Here is a 24895-nt window from a genome sequence, read left to right on the forward strand (position 1 = left end):
CATATCACAATTTTGCAGTTCCAATCATTTATCGTTATACTTGCCTTAACATTTTCATTGAAGGAGTTCGAAATATGATAGATATGTATTTATATGATGACGTTGAGCCTTCCCAAGTTCGATTCGTTGGGTTTGTAGGAGAACATAGTCGATACGATTTGGTTTTAATCCAAACAGATCGCCATTACGGAAAAACGCTTGTGCTCAACACACAAACTAATAAATTTGGAATTATAGGAACCGATGATTTAGAAGAAGAAGGCTATATTGCTTATATTTTAGGTGTTAGCGAACAAGAAGGCGATGAAATTACAGCTTACTTGCATGAAGTGATTCAATAGATAAAACAGCGCTAGGATATCAATAATATTATTGATGCACGATTTCATGCTCAAATAATTGTATTAAAAGAGCCATCAAAATTTACCCTTGAATAAATTTTGATGGCTTTCTAATTTTTTAGGGGGTCCCGTTTATTTACTTTCGTCTGTTTTTGTATTTAAATTGCGCTCTAAGTTGATTGCTTCACGTTGCGCGCGTTTTCCAAAAATAATATTTGTACACGCCATCTGAACAATTAAAAAACTAGCGTTTGTAATCCAATATAACGCAATCGCACTCGGGGTTTGCATTGCTGCGAGTATAATGAAAAGTGGCATTAAAATAGCCAGAATAATAGACACACGCTTATGTTGAAAGTTCCCCATATTGACTAAAGGCTGAATGAAATAGAGTAAGCCTGCCAAAAGGGTTAAAACAAGTTCTGGATGTCTTAAGTCATAACCTAAAAACATCATTTCTGTCATTAATATATGATGACTTGGATGTTTAATTGCATATAATAGCCCCAGTAAAATAGGAATTTGTAACAATACAGGTAGACAACCTAACATGGTTTGAGAGGGATGCATACCATACAGTTTATACTTCTCCATTAACTTTTGATGAGCGATTTCTTTTTCCTCAGGTGTTTCGGCTTCTTTGAGTTTTTTTTTGCGTTCATTTATTAAAGGCTCAACGACAGGTTTAATATGTCTAAGACGATGACTCATTTTAGATTGGCGTACCATGAAAGGTAATAAACATAAGCGCACGAGTAAAACGAGTACAATAATCCCAAAACCAAAATGACCGCCTCCCCAACTGCTAAACAGTGTTAACAATCGTTGCATTGGAACGATAAATATCATTTCGAAACTTTTCGAAATCCAATCACTACTTTTCATAGAACATCCTACTAAAAAAATTGCACAACTGAACACAACCATTCCCTTTTTAAGTTGTGTCAACATCATTTAACCCCTCACAATTAATAGTCCACTGTCAGTATAACATGACTCCAAAACTAAAGAGATACAAATGAAATCCTTTCATTTCTATCTCCTAAAATATATTGCGCACTCATAAAGAGGAATAATCAATTTCTCTAAAAAAGCCCCTGAAGTCAATCACTTCAGGGACAGTATGAACACTAATCTTGTATACTCGGCTGGATTTTAACATCCTTCAATTTATCTTCTGCAATAATACGCGCATCTTCTGCTAGGTGTTTTTCTGCTTCATGTTTGCTTAAACGACGCACAATGAAATAGGCACACCCAAAATTACAATACTCTAATAAATAGTCTTGTATCGTGGAAAAACGTTTATTATAGTCTGCTTTTTTGTGTGTATCTTTGTAGAACCCTTTTAAGCGTAACTGTTCATATCCGTAATCTCCAACGACAAAATCATATTTATCTAAAATTTCTGAGTACCTTGCGACAAAATCTTCTTCAATAAATCCATTTTGATAAGATTCTAGAAGTTCAAAATAATGGTTACCTACTTTTATCATGCTTATCACACCTTGGTTTATTGATTCAATTGCGCTTCACCAAGACGATGTTTTTCTTTAGCAGCTTCGTTTACTTGTTCATCAGCATGATATGAACTGCGAACTAAAGGTCCTGCTTGACAATGTTTAAATCCTTTTTCCATTGCCACTTTACGCAATTTACCAAATTCTAATGGTGTGTAGTATTTTTGAACTTTTAAGTGCTTGCGAGAAGGTTGTAAATATTGTCCAATCGTTAAAATATCTACATCATTTGCACGCAAGTCGTCCATCGTTTCGTAAATTTCTTCGATTGTTTCCCCTAAACCTACCATAAGACTTGATTTTGTAGGAACATCCGGTTGTAATTCTTTAGAACGACGTAAAAACTCTAACGTACGATCATAAGTGGCACGTGCACGAACTCTTGGTGTTAATCGACGTACCGTTTCAATATTATGGTTTAAAATATCTGGTTTAGAATCCATTAATGTTTTAAGTGCTTCGTAGTCGCCACCCATATCTGATGGTAAAATCTCAATTGTTGTGAATGGATTACGCTCACGAACTTTTCGAACAGTTTCAGCATATACGTTTGAACCTGCATCTTTTAAGTCATCACGTGCCACAGCAGTTATAACAACATGTTTTAAGTTCATTAATTCAACAGATTCTGCTACGCGTTCTGGTTCTTCAAGGTCAAGTTCATTCGGTAAACCTGTTTTTACCGCACAGAAACGACAAGCACGTGTACACACAGCACCTAAAATCATAAATGTCGCAGTACGACGCGCGCCCCAGCATTCGTGAATATTCGGACATTTAGCTTCCTCACATACAGTATGTAAGTTTTTTTCACGCATCATTTTCTTGAGCCCAGTATAGTTCTCATTCGTGTTCAACTTTATTTTCAACCAATCTGGTTTACGTAATATTTCTTCATTTTTTGTAGCCATAACAGCAGATACCCTCCTGTATTTTTAGGTCTCACTATATTATAGCGAACTTTACACTAAATTAAAATCTACTGGCTTAAAATTCATAAACGCAGTAGCTTTTCTTTGAAAATATCTCTTAAAAATTCTGGCATTAGGTAATCTACCTTCTCATCTTTTAAAAGCGGGAAATAGCGTCCAAATGTATACATATCAACTGTCCCTAAGGTATAAATTTCATCATCAATGATTTCTTTCCCTTGCACAAAATAACGTTGGGAAGAAGCAATATAACCTGCATCATATAAAATATATCCTCCAAAGATATCGCCTCGAAAACCTAAACCTTGTGCATTTTGATACATATATTCATTTTCACTCGCCAATAACAAGACTTCTTTTAATTTTAAACCACTTAATTTTATCCGCACAGTATTAATCGGATGCGGTAACATTTGATGAATATCATATTCTGTGAGACGCGTATTTTCATACCCTCTTACTATCAGTCCCGCATTAATAATTGTACAGTCTGCTTCAGTAAATTCATTTACGCTTTCTGCTAAAAGATAACTTGCTTCAGTAATAAAATTTGTCGCCTTCTGAAATGTCATCGGTCGTGGGACCACCGCTTTACTCAGTAAAGTACGTCCTTCTCTTTCAAAATCTGTGGTCACTTCAGGGAGCGTCTCTAATGGATGCAGTTGTGCCGTATGACGAATGACTTTCCCTTCCTCAATATCTAACGTTACCTCGCCTAAATAATGCCCATATTTCCCAGCTGCTGCCATTAACACACCATTTTCAACTTTACCGTTTTCAAAATAATGATGGGTATGTGCGCCAAATATAACGTCAATTTCTGGTAATTTTTCACATAACATTTCATCAAAGAAAATTCCGACATGACTTAAAATTATAAGCACATCATATTGCTTTTCATGTTCAGCTATTTCATCTTTAATCGCTTCAAAAGGATCTGTCACCACCCAATCTAACGCACGATAAAAGGGTGTAAACGGTGCTGTCGCCGCCACGAAAAGAAAACGAACGCCTTCAATCACCTTAACAGTTGATGAAACAAAATGATGTGGTAATTGCCCATGCTCATCAAAAACGTTGGCACACGTGACTGTAAAATTGGCATCTGCATATAAAGTTTGGAGGGCTTCATGTGAAATGGTCATCCCTTCGTTGTTACCTATCGTTGCGATATCACAATGTGCTTCATTTAATAAGGCGACATTTCTTTTCCCCATCGTTCCTTCCGTTACAGGTAACGATAAATCCACGTGATCACCTATATCTACATAGAGTGAGGGATGACTTAATTGAGGTCGATGTTCAGCCATATATGTCGCTATGCGTTGATACTCATGCAAATGGCTATGTATATCGTTTGTATGATAAATCGTGATTCGCATACCTATCTCTCCTTATCCCATCATAGTTTGAAGAATTAAATACACACCTAACACCAACATCACGATGCGTAAAATTAAAACGATTAAATCGGATTGAATCGTTTTGTTCACTTTCACCCCGATTTGTGCACCGATATAGCTTGAAATGATTAATATAATGCTATACCCCCAAACGACATGATCAAGTAAAATGTGTCCAATAGATCCAGCTATACTTGAAAAGAAAATCATCATCATACTCGTACCGACGGCGACATGCGGTGGAAAGCGAAAAACAAGTAACATTAAAGGTGTCATTAAGGCGCCTCCACCAATCCCAAATAATCCTGACGTTAATCCAATGATAAACGATGCTATGACAGCAATATAAGGCACGACCCCATATTCATAACGCTTACCATGAGAGTCAATGAAGGTTTTCATATATTTCGGCTTTTGGAACGCTTTGATTGGCGGTATTTTGTGACGAATCATAAGCAACATCGCGACAAATATTAAGAAAATACCAAAATATAAATTAAAAGAGTCTATCGTTAAAAAACGACTTAGATATGCGCCAATGAAAGCACCCGGTAATATTCCTACTAAAAAGATCATGCCATTTTTAACGTCGACTTGTTTGACTTTCAAATACCCAATAGTAGAAGAAAGCCCTGTGGCAATTAAAATAATTGAAGAGGTTCCTATTGCAGTTTGAGGAGTAATCCCGTGCAATAGCCCTTGTGTCATACCAAAGTAAATCAAAGTAGGCACAATGATGATACCGCCGCCAATTCCCACTAAAGACCCGATAATAGCTGAAACGAGTCCAATGATAATCAATAACACAATGCTCATCACTTTCTCTCCTTATTAAAAAAGTTTAAGTTGTTGGGGTGCAAGACCTTCATAATCAATATCAAGGTATTTTTGAAACATTTTTGCATTTTGCGCGGCATGGCCACCAGAATTATTGTTAAAGACAACGTAAACATTCTTCGCTTTTTGATCTAAAATACGTACTTTTTCGGCTAAATCTTGTAATTCTGAGGCATTATAATCATATAAATAACGTACATCCCGCCATTCTTGGTCACTCATATCTTTTTTTGTCCATCCATGTACATTGCGTCCGTGAAAACGCACAAAGGCGAGTTCATGCGTTACGCGATTCACGAATGGAATACTGCCATCTCCAACTTGCGGCTCATCACATACAGAGTGAATCAATCCTTGTTGCGTTAAAAATTCAAGCGTGTGTTCTTTCATCGGTCCTTCAAACCACGATTGATGCCTAAATTCAATACAAGTCGGAACATCTTTGAGCTGTGATTTTACAAACCGTATGTAATTTATATTCTTAGTATTGCAATCAAACCAAGGTGGAAATTGCACGAGTACCATCGCAAGTTTGTTTGCTTTAATCAAAGGATTAATCATTTGTTTGAAATCTTCGAATAAAGATTTGATGGATGACGCAAAGTCTTTATAATCTGCGTGTAAAGTCAGTGCTTGATGGATTTTCACAACAAACTTAAAACGTTCTGGTGTCTCTTTAATCCATTTTAAAATATTTCGTTCAGGCTGGATGGCATAGTAGGAAGCATCTAACTCGACGATTGGAAAATGACTTGCATAAGTTTTTAATTTATCTGTTTGTCGAGCGACGTCTTCATACAATGAATCATGGTCTCCCCAACCTGTGAGTCCTATCTCTATCATGTTCATCACCGCTTTCATTTTATCATATTCGCTTCATATTCGACGACTTGAAGGTTGTATCTTCCGTTTTTCAAGTGCGGCTTAGGGTAAAGGGTTAAAAAAGACATTTAGGAGCGATGATTCATGGAACAATTTTTTTATGGAGACAATGCAGCACAGCATTATGATGTATATTTAAGCGATACAATGACTAACCCCACTTGGATTGTTTTAGTACATGGGGGGTATTGGCGTGAAAAATTTGATAAACATATGATGGACCCCATGATAGATGCCCTGTCTGAAGAAGGCTACGGTATAATCAATATAGAATATCGGAGAGGTCCAGAACATCCATGGCCGACACCTTCTGAAGATATCCATGCTGCGCTAAAACATTTTAAATCTTCAAAGTTTGCTCCTGATAAATGCATCGGATTAGGTCATTCTGTTGGGGGTCAACTTGTCTTATTAAATCACAAAGACTTTGATGCCGTTGTTGCTTTAGCGCCTGTGACAGATGTGTTATATACGTTACACCATCAATTAGGTCAAAATGCGGCTACTGAATATTTTGATACACGTGACACAAATATTTTAAAAACGGCTTCTCCAATCACTCAGTTACCTATTGAGACAGAAACATTAATCATACATGGATATAACGATACTTCTGTCCACATTGATACGTCACTTTCCTTAGTACATGAAAACTATCATAAAGGTGAATATATCACATTTTATGCGTTACCTTTTTTAGACCATTTGGAATGTATCAATCCAAGAGGAACACATTTTCCGCTATTATGTGCTTGGCTTAAGCAATTTTCATTATCATAATCATTTTATTGTATCTTGATGATTTATAATTACTTCGACGATTCTTTAATACATTCAAACCTAGAGGGACGTCACAGCGATTTATCGTTCCTTAAGCATTGAAACGTGATAATGTGAGTGACGTTTCCTCTTCCAAATGGGAAAGCAACGCTTTAGTTGTACAGATTCTTGATAATCTAAGACCTTGGCCACTCCACAGATGCGTCCAATCTGGAATGCCTTGTTGCGCAGCCATTTTTCGGACTCTTTTCGTCATATCATTTTGATAAGGATAAGGAAGAGGGTCTACCTGTTGTTTGCGCATGTCTATAATCCATTGATTTTTTATGCCTCGTGCCCATTTTCCACTAAACAGACGTGTGAGTGTCGTGTCTGTTTCATTATGTTGCATAAGGGCCTCTTGATGCGTGGCATTGGCACCGGACTCTTTTGTCGTCAAAAATGCTGTCCCCAATTGGACACCTGCAGCCCCAAGCATGAGGGCAGCACTGATACCTCTCCCATCCATTATGCCGCCTGCCCCGATGACAGGAACAGAAACGTAATCTACGACTTGAGGAATTAATGCCATCAATCCTATACCGGGAGCTTCGTCTGCCTCCTGTTTTAAAAATGTTCCTCGATGACCTCCTGCTTCCCAACCTTGTGCTACGATAGCATCTACACCTGCACGTTCATTTTTTATTGCTTCTTCAACTGATGTCGCACATCCAATCACAATAATTCCTTGGTTTTTGAGCTGTTGAATCACATTTTCAGATGGAATCCCAAACGTAAAACTACATACAGGGACTTTGAGGTCTATCACGGTTTGGATTAATTCTTGAAATTGTTTATCACTATGGAGTTCAGGAGCGTCATGTTGAAGTTGAAATTTATCTAAATAGGGTTCTAAATAATGGTGCATCGTTTCTACTTCATGTTGAGTATAGTCACTATGCTCAGGCACAAACAGATTGACTGCAAATGGTTGATCGGTCAGCGCTCGGACTGCTTCAATTTCGAATTTGAGTTTCTCTGGTGTATCATATCCTCCACCAATCGTGCCCAGTCCACCATATTCACTTACTGCTGCCACAAGTTCAGCAGAGGTCGACCCAGCCATACCGGCTTGAATAATCGGCAACCGTATTTGACATAATTGACTAATCGTCGTTTTTTTCCACATCCCTTTTTCCTCCATTCTTTTGTCATTACCATTTATATTAACCTTTCTTTTATTTTTTACTCTTCAATAAAAAAAACACAGTATCGACATCCCCCATTTTAGCTTGAGATCAATACTGTGTTTATTCGGTTCTCTGTCAAATCGGACTGGTCACATTAAATTAAGGAGTAAATTCCTTTTTAGTTGTGAGAGTATAAATTATTGAACGTTGTTGGTTATTTTAATACTACTTAAATCAGTATAACTAAGTCGTAAAATAGATTTTATAACGCTTATGAATATATATAGCGTATTTGATTAGTTCCTAAGCCGAGACTTCTGAGGCATCTAGCCGAAACCGAAATTCCATTTTAAGATTGAGTTTATCTCAATCTTAAACTATGGATCACCTATTCACATATGTTCATAGGTGTACTGAATACGTAACTCATTTCATTCGTAACGTTTTCATGCAGAGGTGAGGCGCCTAGAAAAGCGAGGCTTTTTGGAATAATCAAATACATGAAATTACTTATACATCAGTCCGATTTATTATAAAACCGTTTATTCGATTTAGTATGAGAATTAGCGGACTTTCTCGACCATTTCACTTTCTACTTTGTCCATTTCATCCTCAATTTCCATACCCAGCATTTCTTCAATTAAGTCTTCATGTGTCACGATGGCATCAGTCCCACCGTACTCATCAATCACAATCGCGAGATGTTTGCGTGTAACTGTCATTTTACGCAAAACCCATTCAGCACGGTTATGTTCATATACAAAGAGAGGTTCCGAACAAAAATCACGCAACGTTTTTTCAGGTTGGCGACTCCATGCAAGTAAATATTTAGAATGAAAAACACCAACCACATTATCTATGTCCCCTTCATAGACAGGATAACGCGTATATGGATGTTGCATGACGACATCATAAACTTCATCGTAAACGTCCTCCACATTTAAAGAGGTCACATTGACACGTGGTGTATTATTAACGTCGGTAATTTTGAGACGGTCAAAGTCCATAACCCCTTGAATACGGTTGCGTTCCATTTCATTAAATGCACCTTCGCTCCCGGCAATAGAAACCATTGCACGAACTTCTTCTTTTGACATCCCTTCATCGTCTCTTCCACGAGTAATCAGGTGATTAATCGCATCAGTTATCGCATTCAAAATGACCGTTAACGGTTTAAAAATAATAACAAAAAAGCGAATTACTGGAAAAACAAGACGCGCTATAGGATCTGGTGAAGTCGCCGCAATAGATTTAGGGATTACTTCGGCAAATAAAATAATAACCACTGTTAACACAGCTGATGCTATTCCAACGCTTATCCCCATATCAACAGCTAAAATTGTGACCAGTGTCGGTAACAAAATGTTTGCAATGTTGTTTCCGATAAGAATGGTTGTGATGAATTCACTAGGTTTTTCAAGCAACTTTAATAATTTAGCAGATTTACGATTTGAATCTGCCTCTGCTTGTAATTTCACCTTATTCGCAGCAGTCAATGCCGTTTCACTGCCCGAAAAGAAGAAAGATACACATATTAATAGAATGATCGCAATGATCATTAAGCAGTTCCCCTTCCGATACGTCTTTTTAAAATTAAGTTGTATGCTCATCATTTTGTAGGAAAAAGATTGAAAAATCAAGTCAAATTCCTCTTTTGTTTGATAACTTTACCCTTGAATATAAACAACTTAAGAAGCCAAACTTCAAAATATGAACATAAAAAAGAAGGAGTGAGCCATGAAATCCAGTCGATTTCTGCTCCACTCCTCATTAATCGCAATATTAACCGATTGAACCTTCCATTTCAAATTTGATGAGACGGTTCATTTCAACAGCGTATTCCATTGGTAATTCTTTTGTAAATGGCTCAATGAAGCCCATAACGATCATTTCAGTTGCTTCTTCTTCTGAAATACCACGAGACATTAAGTAGAAAAGTTGTTCTTCTGACACTTTAGATACTTTCGCTTCGTGTTCAAGAGAAATATTATCATTGAAAATTTCGTTATATGGAATTGTATCTGATGTGGATTCATTGTCTAAAATCAATGTGTCACATTCGATGTTAGAACGTGCACCTTTTGCTTTACGGCCAAAGTGGACGATACCGCGGTATACCACTTTACCTCCGTCTTTAGAAATTGACTTAGAGACAATTGTTGAAGACGTATTTGGTGCTTTATGAATCATTTTAGCGCCCGCATCTTGAACTTGGCCTTTACCGGCAAAAGCGATGGATAAAGTGCTTCCTTTAGCACCTTCCCCAACAAGTACACAAGAAGGGTATTTCATTGTAAGCTTAGATCCTAAGTTACCATCGACCCATTCCATATTACCATTTTCATGAACGAGGGTACGTTTTGTAACGAGATTGTACACGTTATTTGCCCAGTTTTGAATTGTTGTATAACGTACATGCGCATCTTTATGCACAATGATTTCTACAACGGCAGAGTGTAAAGAATTCGTTGTATAAACAGGTGCTGTACAACCTTCAACGTAGTTTACAGAAGCCCCTTCATCCGCAATGATTAATGTACGTTCGAACTGTCCCATATTTTCTGAGTTAATACGGAAATAAGCTTGTAATGGGGTATCAAGTTTTACATTTTTTGGAATGTAAATAAATGATCCTCCTGACCATACTGCGGAATTTAAAGCGGCGAACTTGTTGTCTGCAGCTGGGATAACGGAAGCAAAATATTGTTTGAATAAATCTTCGTTTTCTTTTAATGCTGTATCCGTATCTTTAAAGACAATTCCTTTTTCTTCAAGTTCTTTTTCCATATTATGGTAAACCACTTCTGATTCGTATTGCGCAGAAACTCCCGCTAAATACTTTTGCTCTGCTTCTGGGATACCTAATTTATCAAATGTACGTTTAATTTCTTCTGGTACTTCATCCCAAGAACGTTCTGAACGTTCAGAAGGTTTAACATAGTACGTAATATCATCAAAATCTAATTCAGATAAATCTCCGCCCCATTGTGGCATTGGCATTTTATAGAATAATTTCAATGCTTTTAGACGGAAATCTAACATCCATTCAGGTTCGTCTTTCATATTTGAAATTTCACGAACAATATTTTCAGTGAGTCCACGTTCTGAACGGAAAATCGATACGTCTTCATCATGGAACCCATATTTATAATCGCCTACATCAGGTGCTTTTTTAGCCATCAACGATCACTCCTATCAACTCTTATTTTCGTATCTTTGTGCGATACGCTCTATTATCACTACATTCAATGTGCTTATTCTTCTGTTTTGCCTTCTTTTTCTACAGTACCCTTTTCAAGTGCTTTCCATGCTAATGTGGCACATTTGATACGGGCAGGAAATTGAGAAACACCTTGTAACGCTTCGATATCACCCATGTCCTCAGTGATTACATAATCTTCACCGAGCATCATTTTAGTGAATTCTTGACTCATTTCCATCGCTTCTTTAAGACTATGCCCTTTAATCGCTTCAGTCATCATCGATGCACTTGACATAGAGATAGAACAACCTTCACCTTCAAATTTTGCATCTTTAATAATACCGTCGACGATATCAAAAGTAAGGCGAATTCTGTCGCCACATGTCGGGTTATTCATATCAACAGTCATCGTACCATCTTCGATAACACCTTTATTACGTGGGTTTTTATAATGATCCATAATCACTGAACGATACAATTGGTCGAGATTATTAAAATTCATATGTGAAAAACTCCTTCGTTTGTTTCAACCCTTCAACCAGTTGATCTACATCTTCTTTTGTATTGTAAATGTAGAAACTTGCACGCGCTGTGGACGATACATTCAACCATTTCATTAAAGGTTGCGCACAGTGATGACCTGCGCGAACGGCAACGCCTTCAGTATCAAGTGCTGTCGCCACATCATGTGGATGTACATCTTTTAAGTTGAAGGTGATGATACCTGCCCGCTTATCTTTGTCTGGGCCATAAATATCAATACCTTCAATTTCAGACATTTTTTCATAAGCATATGCTGTAATCTCAGCTTCATGCGCATGAATCGCATCAAAACCGATATTCTCTAAATATTCAATCGCCGCTTTTAAGCCAATAGCTTGGGCAATCAATGGTGTCCCTGCTTCAAATTTTGTGGGTAAGTCTGTCCATGTACTTTCATAAAGACCTACAAAATCAATCATATCTCCACCAAATTCAATAGGCTCCATTTGATTGAGCAACTCACGTTTACCATATAGGGCGCCTATACCCGTAGGTCCAAGCATTTTATGGCCACTAAAGCTATAAAAATCTACATCTAAATCTTGAACATCCACTTTCATATGTGGAACAGATTGCGCCCCATCAACTGAAATAATTGCGCCATGTTCATGTGCGATTTGAGCAATAGATTTCACATCATTGATTGTCCCTAAAACATTCGAAACATGTGCGACGGCAACGATTTTTGTTTTATCTGTAATCGTTTCTTTTACAGCTTCAAGCGTCAATTCCCCTGAGTCTGTCATTGGAATGAATTTTAATGTTGCATTTTTTCTTTTTGCTAACTGTTGCCAAGGTACGATATTCGCGTGATGTTCCATTTGAGTGACCACAATTTCATCACCCGCTTCAACGTTCGCATCACCATAGCTATGTGCAACTAAGTTAATGGAAGCTGTAGTTCCACGTGTAAAGATAATTTCTTCAAAGTAAGGTGCATGAATAAAACGACGCACAGTTTCACGCGCACCTTCATAACCATCCGTAGCAAGTGATCCTAGCGTATGCACACCGCGATGCACATTAGAATTGTAGCGCTTATAATAATCCTCGAGTGCATCAATCACTTGTTGCGGCTTTTGACTCGTCGCTGTTGAATCTAAATATGCAAGACGCTTCCCATTAACTGTTTCTTTTAAAATGGGAAAGTCTTTTATGATTGCTTCAACATCAAATTGTGTTTCGGTCATTTGTACCACAGACCTTTCTCCAAAAAGTTACGTTCTCTAATTAAAATCTATGCTTCCTCTTCTAAATGATGAAAGATATGCCCCATTTGTCATGAGGATTTCCGATGAAAATCGCTTATTTACCCACTTTAAGTTCAATCACTTCACGTAATTGACGTTGTACATCTTCAATAGGGAGTTCACGAACGACAGGATCTAAAAAGCCATGAATAACTAGACGTTCCGCTTCGTGTTGTGAAATACCACGACTCATAAGATAGTAAAGTTGCTCTGGGTCAACTCGGCCTACTGATGCCGCATGACCTGCTTCTACGTCATCTTCATCGATTAATAAGATAGGGTTCGCGTCCCCACGTGCATGTTCTGATAACATTAACACACGAGATTCTTGGTTAGCCGCAGAACCTGAACCGCCATGTTTAATATGACCGATACCATTGAAAATAGAAGAGGCATTTTCTTTCATAACACCATGTTTTAAAATATGTCCATCTGTTTCTTTACCATATTGAACAATGCGAGACGTTAAATTAATCGTTTGATCACCGCGTCCAACTACGACAGATTTCAAATCAGACGTTGAACGATCTCCAATTAAGTTCGTCGTATTATCAATAATTTGATTACCTTCATTCATTAAGCCAAGCGACCAATTGATTGTCGCATCTTGAGCTGTAACACCACGACGGATAATATGACCTGTAAATCCTTGATCTAAAAAGTCTACTGATCCGTAAGTAATTTTAGAATTGGCACCCGCAATAACTTCGGAAATAATGTTTAACTGGCAACCTTCCGCTGATGTAGTTGATAAATAGTTTTCCACATAAGTGACTTCAGCACTTTCCTCAGTCACTAATATAACGTGGTTGAAAAAGCTTGCCTTTTCATCATCATGTAATACAACATATTGAATTGGGTGGTCAACAACCACATTACGTGGCACATAGACGAAAACTCCACCATTCATTAAAGCAGTATTTAACGCCGTTAATCGATGTTCATCTACTGTTACTGCGTCTTTCATATAATATTTTTCAACAAGATTGCTATGATTTTGAAGTGCTTCACTAATATGTTCAATAATAACGCCATCTTGCTGTGCTTTTTCGTTCACTTTAGAAAAAGCTAAAGTATTATTATGTTGAATAATTAAGTTTTCACTCGCTTCTACATTAATAATACGGTCAATTTCTTTTGGTAGATCATGTAAGCTTTCAAAAACAGAACCTGTCGTTTCATGCTGTTTGAACGAATCAAAGTCCCATTTATCAATTTTTGTTTTATCTGGTTTTGGCATTTCTAAAGATTCTGCTTGTTTTAACGCGTCTTTTCTTAGTTCTGTCATCCAAGAAGGTTCACGATGCGCTTTGGAATAATCAACAAGTTGAGCTTCAGAAATATTTAATGTTTCAGTCGTCATACTTATTTCCTCCTATGATGATTATTGGTTCGCAGTTACTGAATCGTATTCTTCTTTAACCCACTCGTAACCTTCTTCTTCTAAACGTTTCGCTAATTCTGCTCCGCCAGATTTTACAACAATACCGTTGTACATTACGTGAACATGATCCGGCGTAATATAATTTAATAAACGTTGATAGTGCGTAATGATTAATGAACCAAAATCTTCTCCGCGCATTTCATTAATTCCTTTAGAAACAACTTTTAAGGCATCAATATCTAAACCTGAGTCAATTTCATCTAAAATCGCAAATTTAGGTTGAAGCATCATCAATTGTAAGATTTCGTTACGTTTTTTCTCACCGCCAGAAAACCCTTCGTTTAAATAACGTTGAGCCATATCTTTGTCCATATCTAAGAAATCCATTTGTTTATCTAATTTTTTGATGAATTGCATCAAATTAATCTCTTGACCTTCTTCGCGTTGAGAATTGATAGCTGAACGCATAAAGTCCGCATTTGTCACACCTGTAATCTCAGATGGATATTGCATTGCTAAAAACAGACCTGCTTTAGCGCGTTCATCAACTTCCATTTCTAAAATGTTTTCACCATCTAATAACACTTCACCTTGTGTTACCTCATATGAAGGATGGCCCATAATTGCTGATGAAAGTGTAGATTTACCCGTACCGTTAGGTCCCATAATGGCATGGATTTCACCTGTATTAATTGTTAAGTTAACACCTTTTAAAATCTCTTTATCGTCAATAGACACATGTAAGTCTTTAATTTCTAATGTTGATGGCATTACTATTCCCTCCAAAAATGTTAGATTCCATATACCAGTTTATAATAATTTTAATGTAACGTCAAAAGTATTTCATATGTTTCTAAATGCTAATTATAACGAAAATGACGGGAATTATAAAACATTACGGGTTGAAAAATGATGTTCAATTTTAAATCGATTTTACATAGATTTTAGAAAAGTTATTGATAATATAATACGGGATGTTCTCAATCACTATGGATATTTGATTGCTTAAAGTGCTCCGTTATTGTAATATGACATTTCAGTACCTTTAATTTAATTAGAAAGGAACATAGCTCTATGTCGCAATTTAAGTTTTCTAACATCCCTCGAGGCTTTGCCATGGGTGTAAGTGATTTAATTCCAGGTGTAAGCGGGGGCACCATCGCCTTATTATTAGGAATTTACGATGAATTTATTTCTTCAGTCAGCGGTGTGTTTTCAAAAAACTTTAAACGCAGTATTTTATTTTTATTGCCCATTGTCATCGGTATGGGATTAGCGATTGGTATATTGAGTAGCCTTATCAACTATTTGCTAGCACATCATCAAGTACCAACGATGTTTTTCTTTACAGGATTAATTATTGGGGTCATCCCTTTCTTATTGAGAATCTCACATTATAAACGTACATTTAAAGCCATCCATTGGATTATTGTTTTCATTTTTATTTTATTACTACTTGCGATGGCGATGTTAAAAGGGGATACTTCTCACGCTGCACCGTCTAATATTGACCTTTCAGCCCCAATGCTCATCAAATATTTTGTGGCAGGTATACTCGCTTCTAGCGCAATGTTACTTCCAGGTATTTCAGGTTCTTTCATTTTATTATTGCTAGGTGTTTACAGTACCGTCACATACGCGATTTCAGAAGTGGTAAGATTTCATTTTCAAGCACTGCCTGTGATTTTGTTAGTTGGCGCGGGTATAGCCGTCGGATTTATCGTCGCGAGTAAAATCATCCAGTATTTGCTCACGAATTACACCTATTTAACATACGCAGCCATTCTTGGACTTGTTATCGGATCTTTATTCTCTGTTTTTCCAGGATTACCTCAATCAGGGATAACTTGGGTCGTTTCCCTTATCACGTTAATTTTAGGCTTTGCTATCAGTTATGTACTCGGACATTATACTGATGAACAATAAGCGTAATAAAACCTCTTTAAATAACGGATGATTTATTAAGAAGTTTTAGCGCTCACTTATCGCCTTATTCTTAGAGATTTAAATCGTATTAAAATAGCCCTCAACATTTATCTGACGGTAAATGTTGAGGGCTATTGAATTATAGGCGGACGCTATCTCTATATCGTGCGCATTGAACTCATTAAAAAATAACGGTCAGTGATGTGCTCACTAACCGTTAAAAGTATAGCATCAATAAATTTTGATAATGTTTTAATTTAAGGTACTCACTATGATGAGTCTCACTCCAAAATATTATTCAGCTGGAGTAACAGCACCATCGTATTTGTCATTGATGAATTTTTTAATATCATCTGAACGTAATACTTTCATTAACGCTTTGATTTTTTCATCGTTTTTATGACCTTCTTGTACAGCAATTAAGTTTGCATATGGGTTATTATCAGCTTTTTCAACAGCAATTGAATCTTTTTGTGGATTTAATTTTTGTTCAATCGCAAAGTTAGAGTTGATAATCACTGCGTCCCCTTCATTGTTTTGATATGTTTTTGGAAGAAATTCTGCGGCTTGCTTATTATTGAATTTTAAATCTTTTTTGTTTTCTTCAATGTCTTTAAAAGTAGCGTCTTGGATTTTAACGCCTTTTTTAATTTTAATTAAACCTTCATCTACGAAAAACTTCAAGAAACGACCTTGTTCTGCTGGGTTATTAGAAACGAAAATTTCTGCCCCTTTTGGTAAGTCTTTTAAACTTTTATGTTTTTGAGAATAAACAGCCATTGGTTCTAAGTGGACATTACCAGCTGATTCAACTTTATAGCCTTTTTCTTTTTTCTCAGTATCTAAATATGGAGTATGTTGGAAAAAGTTAGCATCCAATTCTCCAGCATCTAATAATTTATTAGGTGTTGTGTAATCGTTAATTGTTTTAATTTCTAAATCATAACCTTCTTTTTTCAATAAAGGTTTCGCTTCTTCTAAAATTTCAGCATGAGGTGCTGGAGATGCCCCTACGACAATCTTTTTGTCGTCTTTATTGTCACTACTTTTTGAGTCGTTGTTACCACATGCAGCTAATACAACAGTAAGCACTAAAACTAAAGCAATTGATATAAATCTTTTCATTTGACCATTCTCCTTAAAATAAATTTATCGTTTATCTATTTTATTCGTTGCCCAATCTCCCAATAATTGAATAACGAAGACGATAACTAAAATTAAAATTGTGGAAATCAAAATGACATCATTTTGATTTCGTGTAAAACCTGTTAAATAAGCTAAATTTCCTAATCCGCCTGCTCCAATGACCCCAGCAATGGCTGTAGATCCTACTAAAGCAATCGCTGTAACGGTAATACCTGAAATTAAGGCAGGTAACGATTCAGGAATTAAAACCTTTCTAATGACTGTCCAAGTTGTTGCGCCCATAGACCATGCAGCTTCGATGACCCCTTTATCTATTTCTTTTAAGGCAATCTCAACAAGTCTTCCATAAAATGGCGATGCGCCAATAATTAAGGCAGGTAACGCCCCCGTCGGACCACTGATTGTTCCTAGAATTAAACTTGTAAACGGAATAAGCAATAAGATTAAAATGATAAAAGGAATTGCTCTAAATAAGTTTACAAAGAAAGACACAATACTATAAAAAACACGTCCAACTTTAGATTTACTTTTAGAAGTGAGAAATAAAATCACTCCAATAATCAAACCAAATATAAATGAAAATAATGTAGAAATGACTGTCATATAGAGCGTTTCATATGTAGCTTCCCAAACCTCAGGCCAACTCACATTGGGCATCGTTATCATTTCTTGTAATATTTCGCTGAAACTTTTACCCATGACTGATCACCTCAACTTCAATATGTTTCTCATTCAAGTCTGTTTCTAATCGATGAAATGCCTCGTTTGAAAGATGAGGAATATGAATTACAATAAAACCAATCGTTCCAGACTTAGAATGTTTGATGTTCGCTTCTAATATATTGACGTCAATTTGATGTTCTTTTGCGAGGTAAGAAATAATAGGTTGCGTCGTCGTTTTACCTGAAAAGTTAAGTCTGACTAATCTGTCAAAAGGTTCGAGTTCAACGAGTCCAGAAATATCTTCGTATTCAGCTTCAGGTTTCAAATCTTCTTGCACAAACCGCTTAGTTACCGAATGTTTTGGATTTTCAAAAACTTCTGAAACTTTACCTTGTTCGATGACACGCCCATTTTCCATGACTGCCACTTCATCACATATACGTCGAATCACATGCATTTCATGGGTGATAATCACGATTGTTAACTTTTGTTCTTTTTTTAGTTGTAATAATAAATCTAGAATTTCATCTGTCGTTTGAGGGTCAAGGGCACTTGTCGCCTCATCACATAACAATACCTCTGGATCATTAGCTAACGCTCGTGCGATACCTACCCGTTGTTTTTGTCCTCCAGATAGTTCAGAAGGATAGGCTTTTTCGCGGCCTTTTAAACCGACACGTTCAATTAATTCAATCGCCTTTTGTTTTGCCTCTTTTTTAGGTACGCCCGCTATTTCTAGTGGAAATAAAATATTATCTAATACCGTACGTGACCACAATAAATTAAAATGCTGGAAAATCATACTTACTTTTTGTCTTTTATGTCTTAAAGCTTGTTTGCTTAATTGGCCGATATTTTCACCACCAATAATGACATCACCTGATGTTGGTGTTTCTAGATAATTAAACAAACGGACTAAAGTACTCTTACCTGCACCAGAAAAACCAATAATGCCAAAAATAGTTCCAGCACTAATATTTAAATCGACATGGTCAACAGCCGTTACTGATTTAGATTTGCTCTTATACTGTTTGACGATGTTTTTAAGCTCAATCATAGTGTTCCCCCTTATGTGTTGCCATTCCAACGATCAGAAAAAAAAGCTTTCTCTTACAAAATAAGAGAAAGCAAAGATACCGATGCATTTCTCTCATCTTCAAAAGTATAAATACTTTATGTGAATTGGCACCATTTCTAAATATAGACGGTTGCCGGGCTTCATAGGGCACATCCCTCCACCACTCCGGATAAGAGTTTTCTGAATATTGAATTGTTTAAATCTTACCATTATCCTCAATTTTCGTCAATGGCTTTTTTTATTCTTTCCAATAAAAATGTGACCGATTGAAAAGCATAAATTCGTTCCAATTCTTGTTCACCTTTCATAATTAACAATATGGGCACAGATTGGATCTCAAATTCTTTGCTAAATTCAGGATAAAAGTTCAAATCTCGCTTTTCCAAAGGGAGATGTGTTACTTCGTTTGCAATATCTAACATGCGTTCTGATATCTTACACGTTCCGCACATAGGCGTATATCCGAAAATTAAATGAATCGGATGTTCTTGTTTATCTTTTTTAGATATATTGTTCGATTGCTCTGAAACATTCATGATAAGAATACTTTCCTTTTACATAGAAATCTTTTTTTACGTCAAAACCGTGACGTCCGAGTACATTTGAGAGGTAATCTCGTGGGCATCGTGCCACTTCACTATAAGTTGAATCAATGAAAATATCATTGCTCTCACTTAAATATTTGTGAAACCATTTACGGATTTTTCTTCCTTCTGTGTCGGCATCTGTGAGGATATAGACTTGTTTTCCATATAAGGATTCAATCATATTATCTAACTTTTCAATCCCCATCGTCCCATGTGTACAAATTATTTCGACAGGTTCTAATAACACCTCTTTAACTCTTTTTTTATCAGATTTACCTTCCACAATAATGACTTTGCTAATCATCGCCATGGTTTTCACCTTCTAAAAAGATATTATTCAGTACAAAAAAACTCCAAGATAGTCCAAAGATTATCTAGGAGTTTCGTATCTATTATTCGCCGATCATTTCTTGATAGCCGTTTGCATCCATTAAAGCGTCAATTTCACTTTCATCACTTAACTCAACTTTAACCATCCATGCTTTTTCGTATGGTGATTCATTAACTGCTTCTGGTTCATCTTCAAGATCTTCGTTAATTTCAGTAATTTTACCAGACACAGGTGAGTATAATTCTGAAACTGTTTTAACAGACTCAACGCTACCGAAAGTTTCACCTTCTGAAACTTCGTCATCTACTTCTGGAAGTTCAACGAATACGATATCCCCTAACTCATTTTGAGCGAAGTCAGTAATACCGATTGTTGCAATATTTCCTTCAACTTTTACCCATTCATGTTCTTTTGAATATTTTAATTCACTTGGCACTGCCACTTGAATCCCCTCCTATAATTGTTTACAAGATAATCATGACACATTGCTTATTATCAATCAACTATTTTTATCATAACCATGTTTCACGATAAGTTTGTTCATTAAATCCAACTGTGATTTTATCGCCTAATATCGCTAAAGGTCTTTTGACCAACATCCCATCTGAAGCTAAAAGTTCTAATTTTTCTTCGTCAGATAATGTGCTCAATTTATCTTTGAGATTAAGTTCACGGTATTTTGCACCGTGAGTATTGAACAATTTTTTAATTTCGATTCCTGTGCGATCCACGATATCTCTAAATTCTTCTTTTGTAGGCGTTAATTGAACAATGTCAATCGGTTCAAAACTCACACCATGCTCCGTTAAAAATTTAGAGGCTTTTTTACATGTAGTACAGTTCTGATACTGATAAAACTTAATCATTTCATTACCTCCTTGCTTGACTTACATCAAATATAACAAAATTTGTTAAATTAGACTAATTTTTATACTAGTATTATTTTTTTGTTATTTTGACAGACGGAAAGTATGACGCATTTTATGAAATCCGCTATAATGAACTCTATAAATAAGAGTAACGGAGGAACTACACATGCAAAAAATTCAAGACATGGAAACATTCAAAAAGATTATTAACGGAGATCAAACTGTCATTGTTAAATTCGAAGCGGGTTGGTGCCCAGATTGTAAGGCGATGGATATGTGGATAGATCCTATTGTTGAAAAATACAATCAATATGATTGGTACGTTGTCAACCGTGATGAAGTCGAAGAAGCCGCTGTAGAAAATGAAGTTATGGGTATCCCAAGTATTCTCATTTTTAAAAACGGCGAAAAATTACATCATTTACATTCAGCAAATGCAAAATCTCCAGAACAAGTAGAATCGTTTTTAGCTGAAAGTTTAGGTTAATAATAAGAGGTGGATATATGTCCACCTGAAAATAGAAAGCCATCAAAATTTACCCTCAGATAAATTTTGATGGCTGTTTTAATCTCTTAAATATATTCTGTATAAACGCCTCTATTTTTACGTCTAGCTTCTTTTCCTGAATTATCTTCAAGATCGGTTAAATAAACAAAACCAATCAATCTTTCGTCTGGAAGTACGCCAAATACGTTTCTCACTTTAGGATTAAAAATATATGTTGGGGTTTTCCAACATGTCCCAATACCTTTCTCATATAATAGCAATAATAAATTTTGTGCATATGCCCCAACCGCTAAGTAATTTTCATTTTCTTCACGTTGTCTTGCATCGCACGTCATAATAATCGCAAGAAAACCTCCTAAATTCGTGACTGCATCATAATGACTCTTTTGTTTTTCAGGTTCCCTTGGAAAGGCATAGCGTGTTACTTCTTTACTCATCTCTCCTAATTTATGTTTAGGAACATACACGACACGCCATGGCTCGCGCATACCATGATTTGGCGCATTTGCCGCTTCAACAACAGCTTCTCTTACCGCGTCTTCATCGATATGCATATCTCTATCAAATTTTTTAATACTTCTCCGATATTTAATTGCGTGTTGAAGTTCCATCCTCATCTTCCCCTTTTTCATTGATAACCATTATCAATTATAAGGGAGGTGGGTGTGATTTTCAAATGGCTGATACAATGCCATCACATTTTTGAGCGTTTTAACATCTAATTGCCCTGGCGCTACACTTTCACTTAGTGACCCATATGTCAAAGCTCCTCCAAAAGTAGCCTGTGCTGTTCTAGAAATCACCCCTAAACTTGACATAGAAATGCCTGTGACCCAATGCGATAAAGCTTCACTCGCTTCAGAGACCGCTTGTAATAGTGTTAACACATCTTGTTTCGACTGAGGCATAACAGCAATTTTCAAATGTGTGCCTCCCCATTGAGACATGTGATAGTATGTTTTCTTTAAAACTTCTATTTTAGGCGTTTCTTGAAAATTATGATACGAAATAATGACCTCTACGCCTTGGGATTGAATGGATTGTACTAATTCTGAACGTGACGTTTCTTGTTCCCATTCCACATCTATATAATCAACATGCTTTATACCAGCAATGGATTGTAATAAATTTTGATAAGCCGCCTCTTCAATAGAATGTGCCCCACCTTGCGACTCCGTTCGAAAAGTGATGAGCACTTCTTTTCGGAATCCTTTTTGTAGCAATTGTTCAATCATTTTTTCTATTGTTTCTATAGTAAGATCTTTAATTGCGTCAATTCTGATTTCTAAAATATCGAAGAAATCTTGTTGATTTATGACATTTTCAACTTCAGATAAAGTTAACGTGACATCATTTGGCATGAGACTTCCTACGATTCGGGTTTTCATAAACTCCACCTACTTTTTTGATTTCAATTACGCTAAATATAGCGTATCTCTTTTAAATTTTAAAGGGATGATTGAGAAATAATGAACTGGGTAAACAATGTAATGTATCATAAAGGAGGAATTGCAATGTCAACAATTTATGAAACAACTGCGACAAATACTGGTGGAAGAAATGGTCATGTAAACACTGATGATCAAACGTTAGATTTAAAAATAACACCTCCAGATAAAGCGGATGGTCAAGCAACTAATCCTGAACAACTCTTTGCTGCAGGTTACGCTTCTTGTTTTAATGGTGCTTTTGACTTAATATTAAAACGCAATGGACATAGAAATGCAGAACCCGTTGTCGACTTAACTGTCAGACTCGTTGATGATCCTGATGTAGAAAGTCCAAAATTAGAAGTCGATATTTTAGGAAAAGTTAAAAATATGACGCAAGAGGAAGCTGAGCAAAACCTCAAAGAAGCACATGAATTTTGTCCTTATTCTAAAGCAACAAGAGGCAATATTGATGTGAATTTAAAAGTAGAAGTCATTTCATAATTGAGATATAAGATTACGGGGCTAGGACATAAGGTTTTAGCTTCTAAGAAAAAACATACTAAGATTGGCAGTGAAGAATTTTAGGTTCTATACTTTTAACGGTTGGTGAGTTGTTCACTAGCCGTTATTTTGGTTTTAAATACATAAATAGCACAAATATCTCTATAATTGAAAGTGGCTAAACAAACAAATTAAGGAGAGATATTCGTGCCTGTATTTAATGATATATCAGAAATGATCGGAATGAAAGTCCCAAACTTAAAAATCACTCAATGCTTAGGTATTAAAAGCTTTAAAAACGTTCAGTCATTATTCTATAAAGGAACTTTAACGTATCAACCTAAAGGTTGTGAGTGTTGTGACATCAAGAATGAGCAACATATAGTTATTAAAAATGGCTTCCGTAGTACTCGAGTTTATATGGGCCTTATTCTTGAAAGACCCACTTTTGTAATCTTGAAAAAGCAACGCTTCTATTGTAAGGCCTGTGGTCAAACCTTTACAGCGACAACGCCATATATTAATCCTCGTTGTACAATTTCTAATGATGTAAAACTCATGGTCAGCCAAAAGCTCTCCAGTGTTGTATCTGAAAAAGATATAGCACATAGTATTTCAATTTCACCTTCAACAGTTCATCGTTATTTGAAAAGACTAGGTGAAACAGTAAAAACACAACCGAGTGATGTATTACCTCAACATATGTCTTTTGATGAATTTAAATCAACCAATGATGTTGACAGCTCTATGAGCTTTATGTACTGCGATAGTCTTACTCATGACATTATTGACATCTTACCTGATCGACGCAAGTTTAAGTTGGAAGAATACTTTTTAAGATTCTCTAGAAAGGAACGTAAAAAAGTTAAAAGCGTCTCTATTGATATGTATCCTCCTTACGTGTCGCTAATTCAATCACTGTTTCCTCAAGCTGAAATTATCTTAGACCGTTTTCATATCGTTCAATCCGTTAATCGTGAAATTAATCGCTGCCGAGTTAAAACCATGAATAATTTTAGGACTCAAGATAAGACCAAGTATAATAAATTAAAACGGCATTGGAAGCTATTGTTAAAGTCACCCATGGATTTAGACAGTGTACATTATCACGCGTTCAGACTTTTTGATACCTGGCATAGTCAATATAGCTTAGTGCAGTTCTTATTAGCATTCGACGAAGTACTCAAGTTAACTTATGAAGTCGGACATCATATTTTGAAGCGCTAAAATCTAATAACATTAAACAACTACAACACGTGTTACATCGTTCGAAGAACTTGGGTATTTCAAAAGGCCTTAAACGTGTCATTAGCACATTAATTAATTATTTACCTTATATTGCAAATACGGTTCAAAATCCTCATTTGACCAACGGTCCAATTGAAGGGATTAACAACAAAATTAAACTTATCAAGCGTGTCGCTTATGGTTATAGAAATTTTAATAACTTTAGAAATAGGATATTAATCATTTCGAGGTTATATGTGAGTGAATATAAAAAACGTACTAAGCAACAAAAACTTGCCACTTAGCACGTTTAATCTTCACCAACCGGCGTTGACAAAGAGCCGTTATCCCAGCCCTCCTCCTACGATTAGTCAAGTATTTTC

The 24895-nt window shown here is 36.1% G+C and carries 27 protein-coding genes, 1 pseudogene and 1 riboswitch; of the genes and pseudogenes, 6 read left to right on the forward strand and 22 right to left on the reverse strand.

The window, feature by feature from the left end; genetic code table 11:
* The first annotated feature begins 74 nt into the window (after positions 1 to 74).
* Complete coding sequence (locus tag PYW36_RS08810) at positions 75 to 341, forward strand: DUF3055 domain-containing protein (RefSeq protein ID WP_103158895.1); 267 nt, start codon at positions 75 to 77, stop codon at positions 339 to 341.
* A gap of 132 nt (positions 342 to 473) precedes the next feature.
* On the opposite strand, the gene yidC is transcribed toward PYW36_RS08810, so the two are convergent.
* The 6 genes from yidC to PYW36_RS08840 form a co-directional block, all read right to left on the reverse strand.
* Entirely contained in the window at positions 474 to 1226 is a 753-nt protein-coding gene (yidC, locus tag PYW36_RS08815) for a membrane protein insertase YidC (protein WP_157946634.1), read from the reverse strand.
* A gap of 245 nt (positions 1227 to 1471) precedes the next feature.
* Entirely contained in the window at positions 1472 to 1837 is a 366-nt protein-coding gene (locus PYW36_RS08820) for a YutD family protein (protein WP_103158893.1), read from the reverse strand.
* A gap of 17 nt (positions 1838 to 1854) precedes the next feature.
* Positions 1855 to 2772 (reverse strand): lipoyl synthase, encoded by a 918-nt coding sequence (lipA, locus tag PYW36_RS08825; protein ID WP_037572352.1) that lies wholly within the window; start codon positions 2770 to 2772, stop codon positions 1855 to 1857.
* 83 nt (positions 2773 to 2855) lie between these two features.
* Positions 2856 to 4175 (reverse strand): bifunctional metallophosphatase/5'-nucleotidase, encoded by a 1320-nt coding sequence (locus PYW36_RS08830; RefSeq protein WP_103158892.1) that lies wholly within the window; start codon positions 4173 to 4175, stop codon positions 2856 to 2858.
* A 12-nt stretch (positions 4176 to 4187) separates the two neighbouring features.
* The gene (locus PYW36_RS08835) at positions 4188 to 5012 is read right to left on the reverse strand and encodes a sulfite exporter TauE/SafE family protein (protein ID WP_037572356.1); all 825 of its coding nucleotides are present in this window, start codon (positions 5010 to 5012) and stop codon (positions 4188 to 4190) included.
* A 15-nt stretch (positions 5013 to 5027) separates the two neighbouring features.
* Entirely contained in the window at positions 5028 to 5876 is an 849-nt protein-coding gene (locus tag PYW36_RS08840; protein ID WP_103158910.1) for a DUF72 domain-containing protein, read from the reverse strand.
* 123 nt (positions 5877 to 5999) lie between these two features.
* Between PYW36_RS08840 and PYW36_RS08845 the strand changes: the two genes are divergently transcribed.
* Positions 6000 to 6695 (forward strand): alpha/beta hydrolase, encoded by a 696-nt coding sequence (locus tag PYW36_RS08845; RefSeq protein WP_103158891.1) that lies wholly within the window; start codon positions 6000 to 6002, stop codon positions 6693 to 6695.
* 91 nt (positions 6696 to 6786) lie between these two features.
* Here the strand turns inward: PYW36_RS08845 and PYW36_RS08850 are convergent, their stop codons facing one another.
* From PYW36_RS08850 to sufC, 7 genes are all read right to left on the reverse strand, one after another.
* Complete coding sequence (locus tag PYW36_RS08850) at positions 6787 to 7863, reverse strand: NAD(P)H-dependent flavin oxidoreductase (RefSeq protein WP_103158890.1); 1077 nt, start codon at positions 7861 to 7863, stop codon at positions 6787 to 6789.
* Positions 7864 to 8427: 564 nt separating this feature from the next.
* Positions 8428 to 9423: a hemolysin family protein gene (locus PYW36_RS08855; protein WP_037572362.1), complete on the reverse strand. Its 996-nt coding sequence runs from the start codon at positions 9421 to 9423 to the stop codon at positions 8428 to 8430.
* Between the two features lie 223 nt (positions 9424 to 9646).
* Positions 9647 to 11044 (reverse strand): Fe-S cluster assembly protein SufB, encoded by a 1398-nt coding sequence (gene sufB, locus PYW36_RS08860; RefSeq protein WP_037572364.1) that lies wholly within the window; start codon positions 11042 to 11044, stop codon positions 9647 to 9649.
* Positions 11045 to 11118: 74 nt separating this feature from the next.
* On the reverse strand, positions 11119 to 11568 hold the full coding sequence (gene sufU, locus PYW36_RS08865) for a Fe-S cluster assembly sulfur transfer protein SufU (protein ID WP_037572365.1): 450 nt from the start codon (positions 11566 to 11568) through the stop codon (positions 11119 to 11121).
* The gene (locus tag PYW36_RS08870; protein WP_103158909.1) at positions 11558 to 12799 is read right to left on the reverse strand and encodes a cysteine desulfurase; all 1242 of its coding nucleotides are present in this window, start codon (positions 12797 to 12799) and stop codon (positions 11558 to 11560) included. The genes sufU and PYW36_RS08870 overlap by 11 nt, the downstream gene beginning before the upstream one ends.
* Positions 12800 to 12914: 115 nt before the next feature.
* On the reverse strand, positions 12915 to 14222 hold the full coding sequence (gene sufD, locus PYW36_RS08875; protein WP_103158889.1) for a Fe-S cluster assembly protein SufD: 1308 nt from the start codon (positions 14220 to 14222) through the stop codon (positions 12915 to 12917).
* 21 nt (positions 14223 to 14243) lie between these two features.
* The gene (sufC, locus tag PYW36_RS08880) at positions 14244 to 15014 is read right to left on the reverse strand and encodes a Fe-S cluster assembly ATPase SufC (protein ID WP_037572369.1); all 771 of its coding nucleotides are present in this window, start codon (positions 15012 to 15014) and stop codon (positions 14244 to 14246) included.
* A 303-nt stretch (positions 15015 to 15317) separates the two neighbouring features.
* Here sufC and popT point away from each other — a divergent pair, with 303 nt between their 5' ends.
* Positions 15318 to 16169, forward strand: a complete 852-nt coding sequence (popT, locus tag PYW36_RS08885) for a polyprenyl-phosphate transporter PopT (protein WP_037572371.1) — start codon at positions 15318 to 15320, stop codon at positions 16167 to 16169.
* A gap of 294 nt (positions 16170 to 16463) precedes the next feature.
* On the opposite strand, the gene PYW36_RS08890 is transcribed toward popT, so the two are convergent.
* From PYW36_RS08890 to PYW36_RS08920, 7 genes are all read right to left on the reverse strand, one after another.
* Positions 16464 to 17294, reverse strand: coding sequence for a MetQ/NlpA family ABC transporter substrate-binding protein (locus tag PYW36_RS08890; protein WP_037572373.1), 831 nt, complete (start codon positions 17292 to 17294; stop codon positions 16464 to 16466).
* 24 nt (positions 17295 to 17318) lie between these two features.
* On the reverse strand, positions 17319 to 18014 hold the full coding sequence (locus PYW36_RS08895; RefSeq protein WP_037572375.1) for a methionine ABC transporter permease: 696 nt from the start codon (positions 18012 to 18014) through the stop codon (positions 17319 to 17321).
* Positions 18007 to 19035, reverse strand: a complete 1029-nt coding sequence (locus PYW36_RS08900) for a methionine ABC transporter ATP-binding protein (protein ID WP_037572377.1) — start codon at positions 19033 to 19035, stop codon at positions 18007 to 18009. The genes PYW36_RS08895 and PYW36_RS08900 overlap by 8 nt, the downstream gene beginning before the upstream one ends.
* A 90-nt stretch (positions 19036 to 19125) precedes the next feature.
* Positions 19126 to 19232: riboswitch (SAM riboswitch) on the reverse strand.
* Positions 19233 to 19271: 39 nt separating this feature from the next.
* Positions 19272 to 19592, reverse strand: a complete 321-nt coding sequence (locus tag PYW36_RS08905) for a thioredoxin family protein (protein ID WP_037572379.1) — start codon at positions 19590 to 19592, stop codon at positions 19272 to 19274.
* Positions 19558 to 19953, reverse strand: coding sequence for a toprim domain-containing protein (locus PYW36_RS08910; protein WP_037572380.1), 396 nt, complete (start codon positions 19951 to 19953; stop codon positions 19558 to 19560). Before PYW36_RS08910 ends, PYW36_RS08905 begins: the two co-directional genes overlap by 35 nt.
* An 82-nt stretch (positions 19954 to 20035) precedes the next feature.
* A complete protein-coding gene (gene gcvH / locus PYW36_RS08915; RefSeq protein ID WP_037572381.1) occupies positions 20036 to 20416 on the reverse strand; it encodes a glycine cleavage system protein GcvH in 381 nt (126 codons plus the stop codon).
* A gap of 70 nt (positions 20417 to 20486) precedes the next feature.
* Entirely contained in the window at positions 20487 to 20840 is a 354-nt protein-coding gene (locus tag PYW36_RS08920) for an arsenate reductase family protein (protein ID WP_103158888.1), read from the reverse strand.
* 169 nt (positions 20841 to 21009) lie between these two features.
* Between PYW36_RS08920 and PYW36_RS08925 the strand changes: the two genes are divergently transcribed.
* Positions 21010 to 21330 (forward strand): thioredoxin family protein, encoded by a 321-nt coding sequence (locus PYW36_RS08925; protein ID WP_037572383.1) that lies wholly within the window; start codon positions 21010 to 21012, stop codon positions 21328 to 21330.
* Positions 21331 to 21416: 86 nt separating this feature from the next.
* On the opposite strand, the gene PYW36_RS08930 is transcribed toward PYW36_RS08925, so the two are convergent.
* Both PYW36_RS08930 and aroD read right to left on the reverse strand, forming a co-directional pair.
* Entirely contained in the window at positions 21417 to 21962 is a 546-nt protein-coding gene (locus PYW36_RS08930) for a nitroreductase family protein (protein WP_037572384.1), read from the reverse strand.
* 33 nt (positions 21963 to 21995) lie between these two features.
* On the reverse strand, positions 21996 to 22739 hold the full coding sequence (gene aroD, locus PYW36_RS08935) for a type I 3-dehydroquinate dehydratase (RefSeq protein ID WP_103158887.1): 744 nt from the start codon (positions 22737 to 22739) through the stop codon (positions 21996 to 21998).
* Between the two features lie 126 nt (positions 22740 to 22865).
* Here aroD and PYW36_RS08940 point away from each other — a divergent pair, with 126 nt between their 5' ends.
* Together PYW36_RS08940 and PYW36_RS08945 are read left to right on the forward strand one after the other, a co-directional pair.
* The gene (locus PYW36_RS08940) at positions 22866 to 23285 is read left to right on the forward strand and encodes an organic hydroperoxide resistance protein (protein WP_037572388.1); all 420 of its coding nucleotides are present in this window, start codon (positions 22866 to 22868) and stop codon (positions 23283 to 23285) included.
* Between the two features lie 234 nt (positions 23286 to 23519).
* Positions 23520 to 24817: pseudogene (locus PYW36_RS08945) on the forward strand (ISL3 family transposase).
* Positions 24818 to 24895: the final 78 nt, after the last annotated feature.

It is taken from the genome of Staphylococcus chromogenes (assembly GCF_029024625.1).
GTDB classification, from domain to species: domain Bacteria; phylum Bacillota; class Bacilli; order Staphylococcales; family Staphylococcaceae; genus Staphylococcus; species Staphylococcus chromogenes.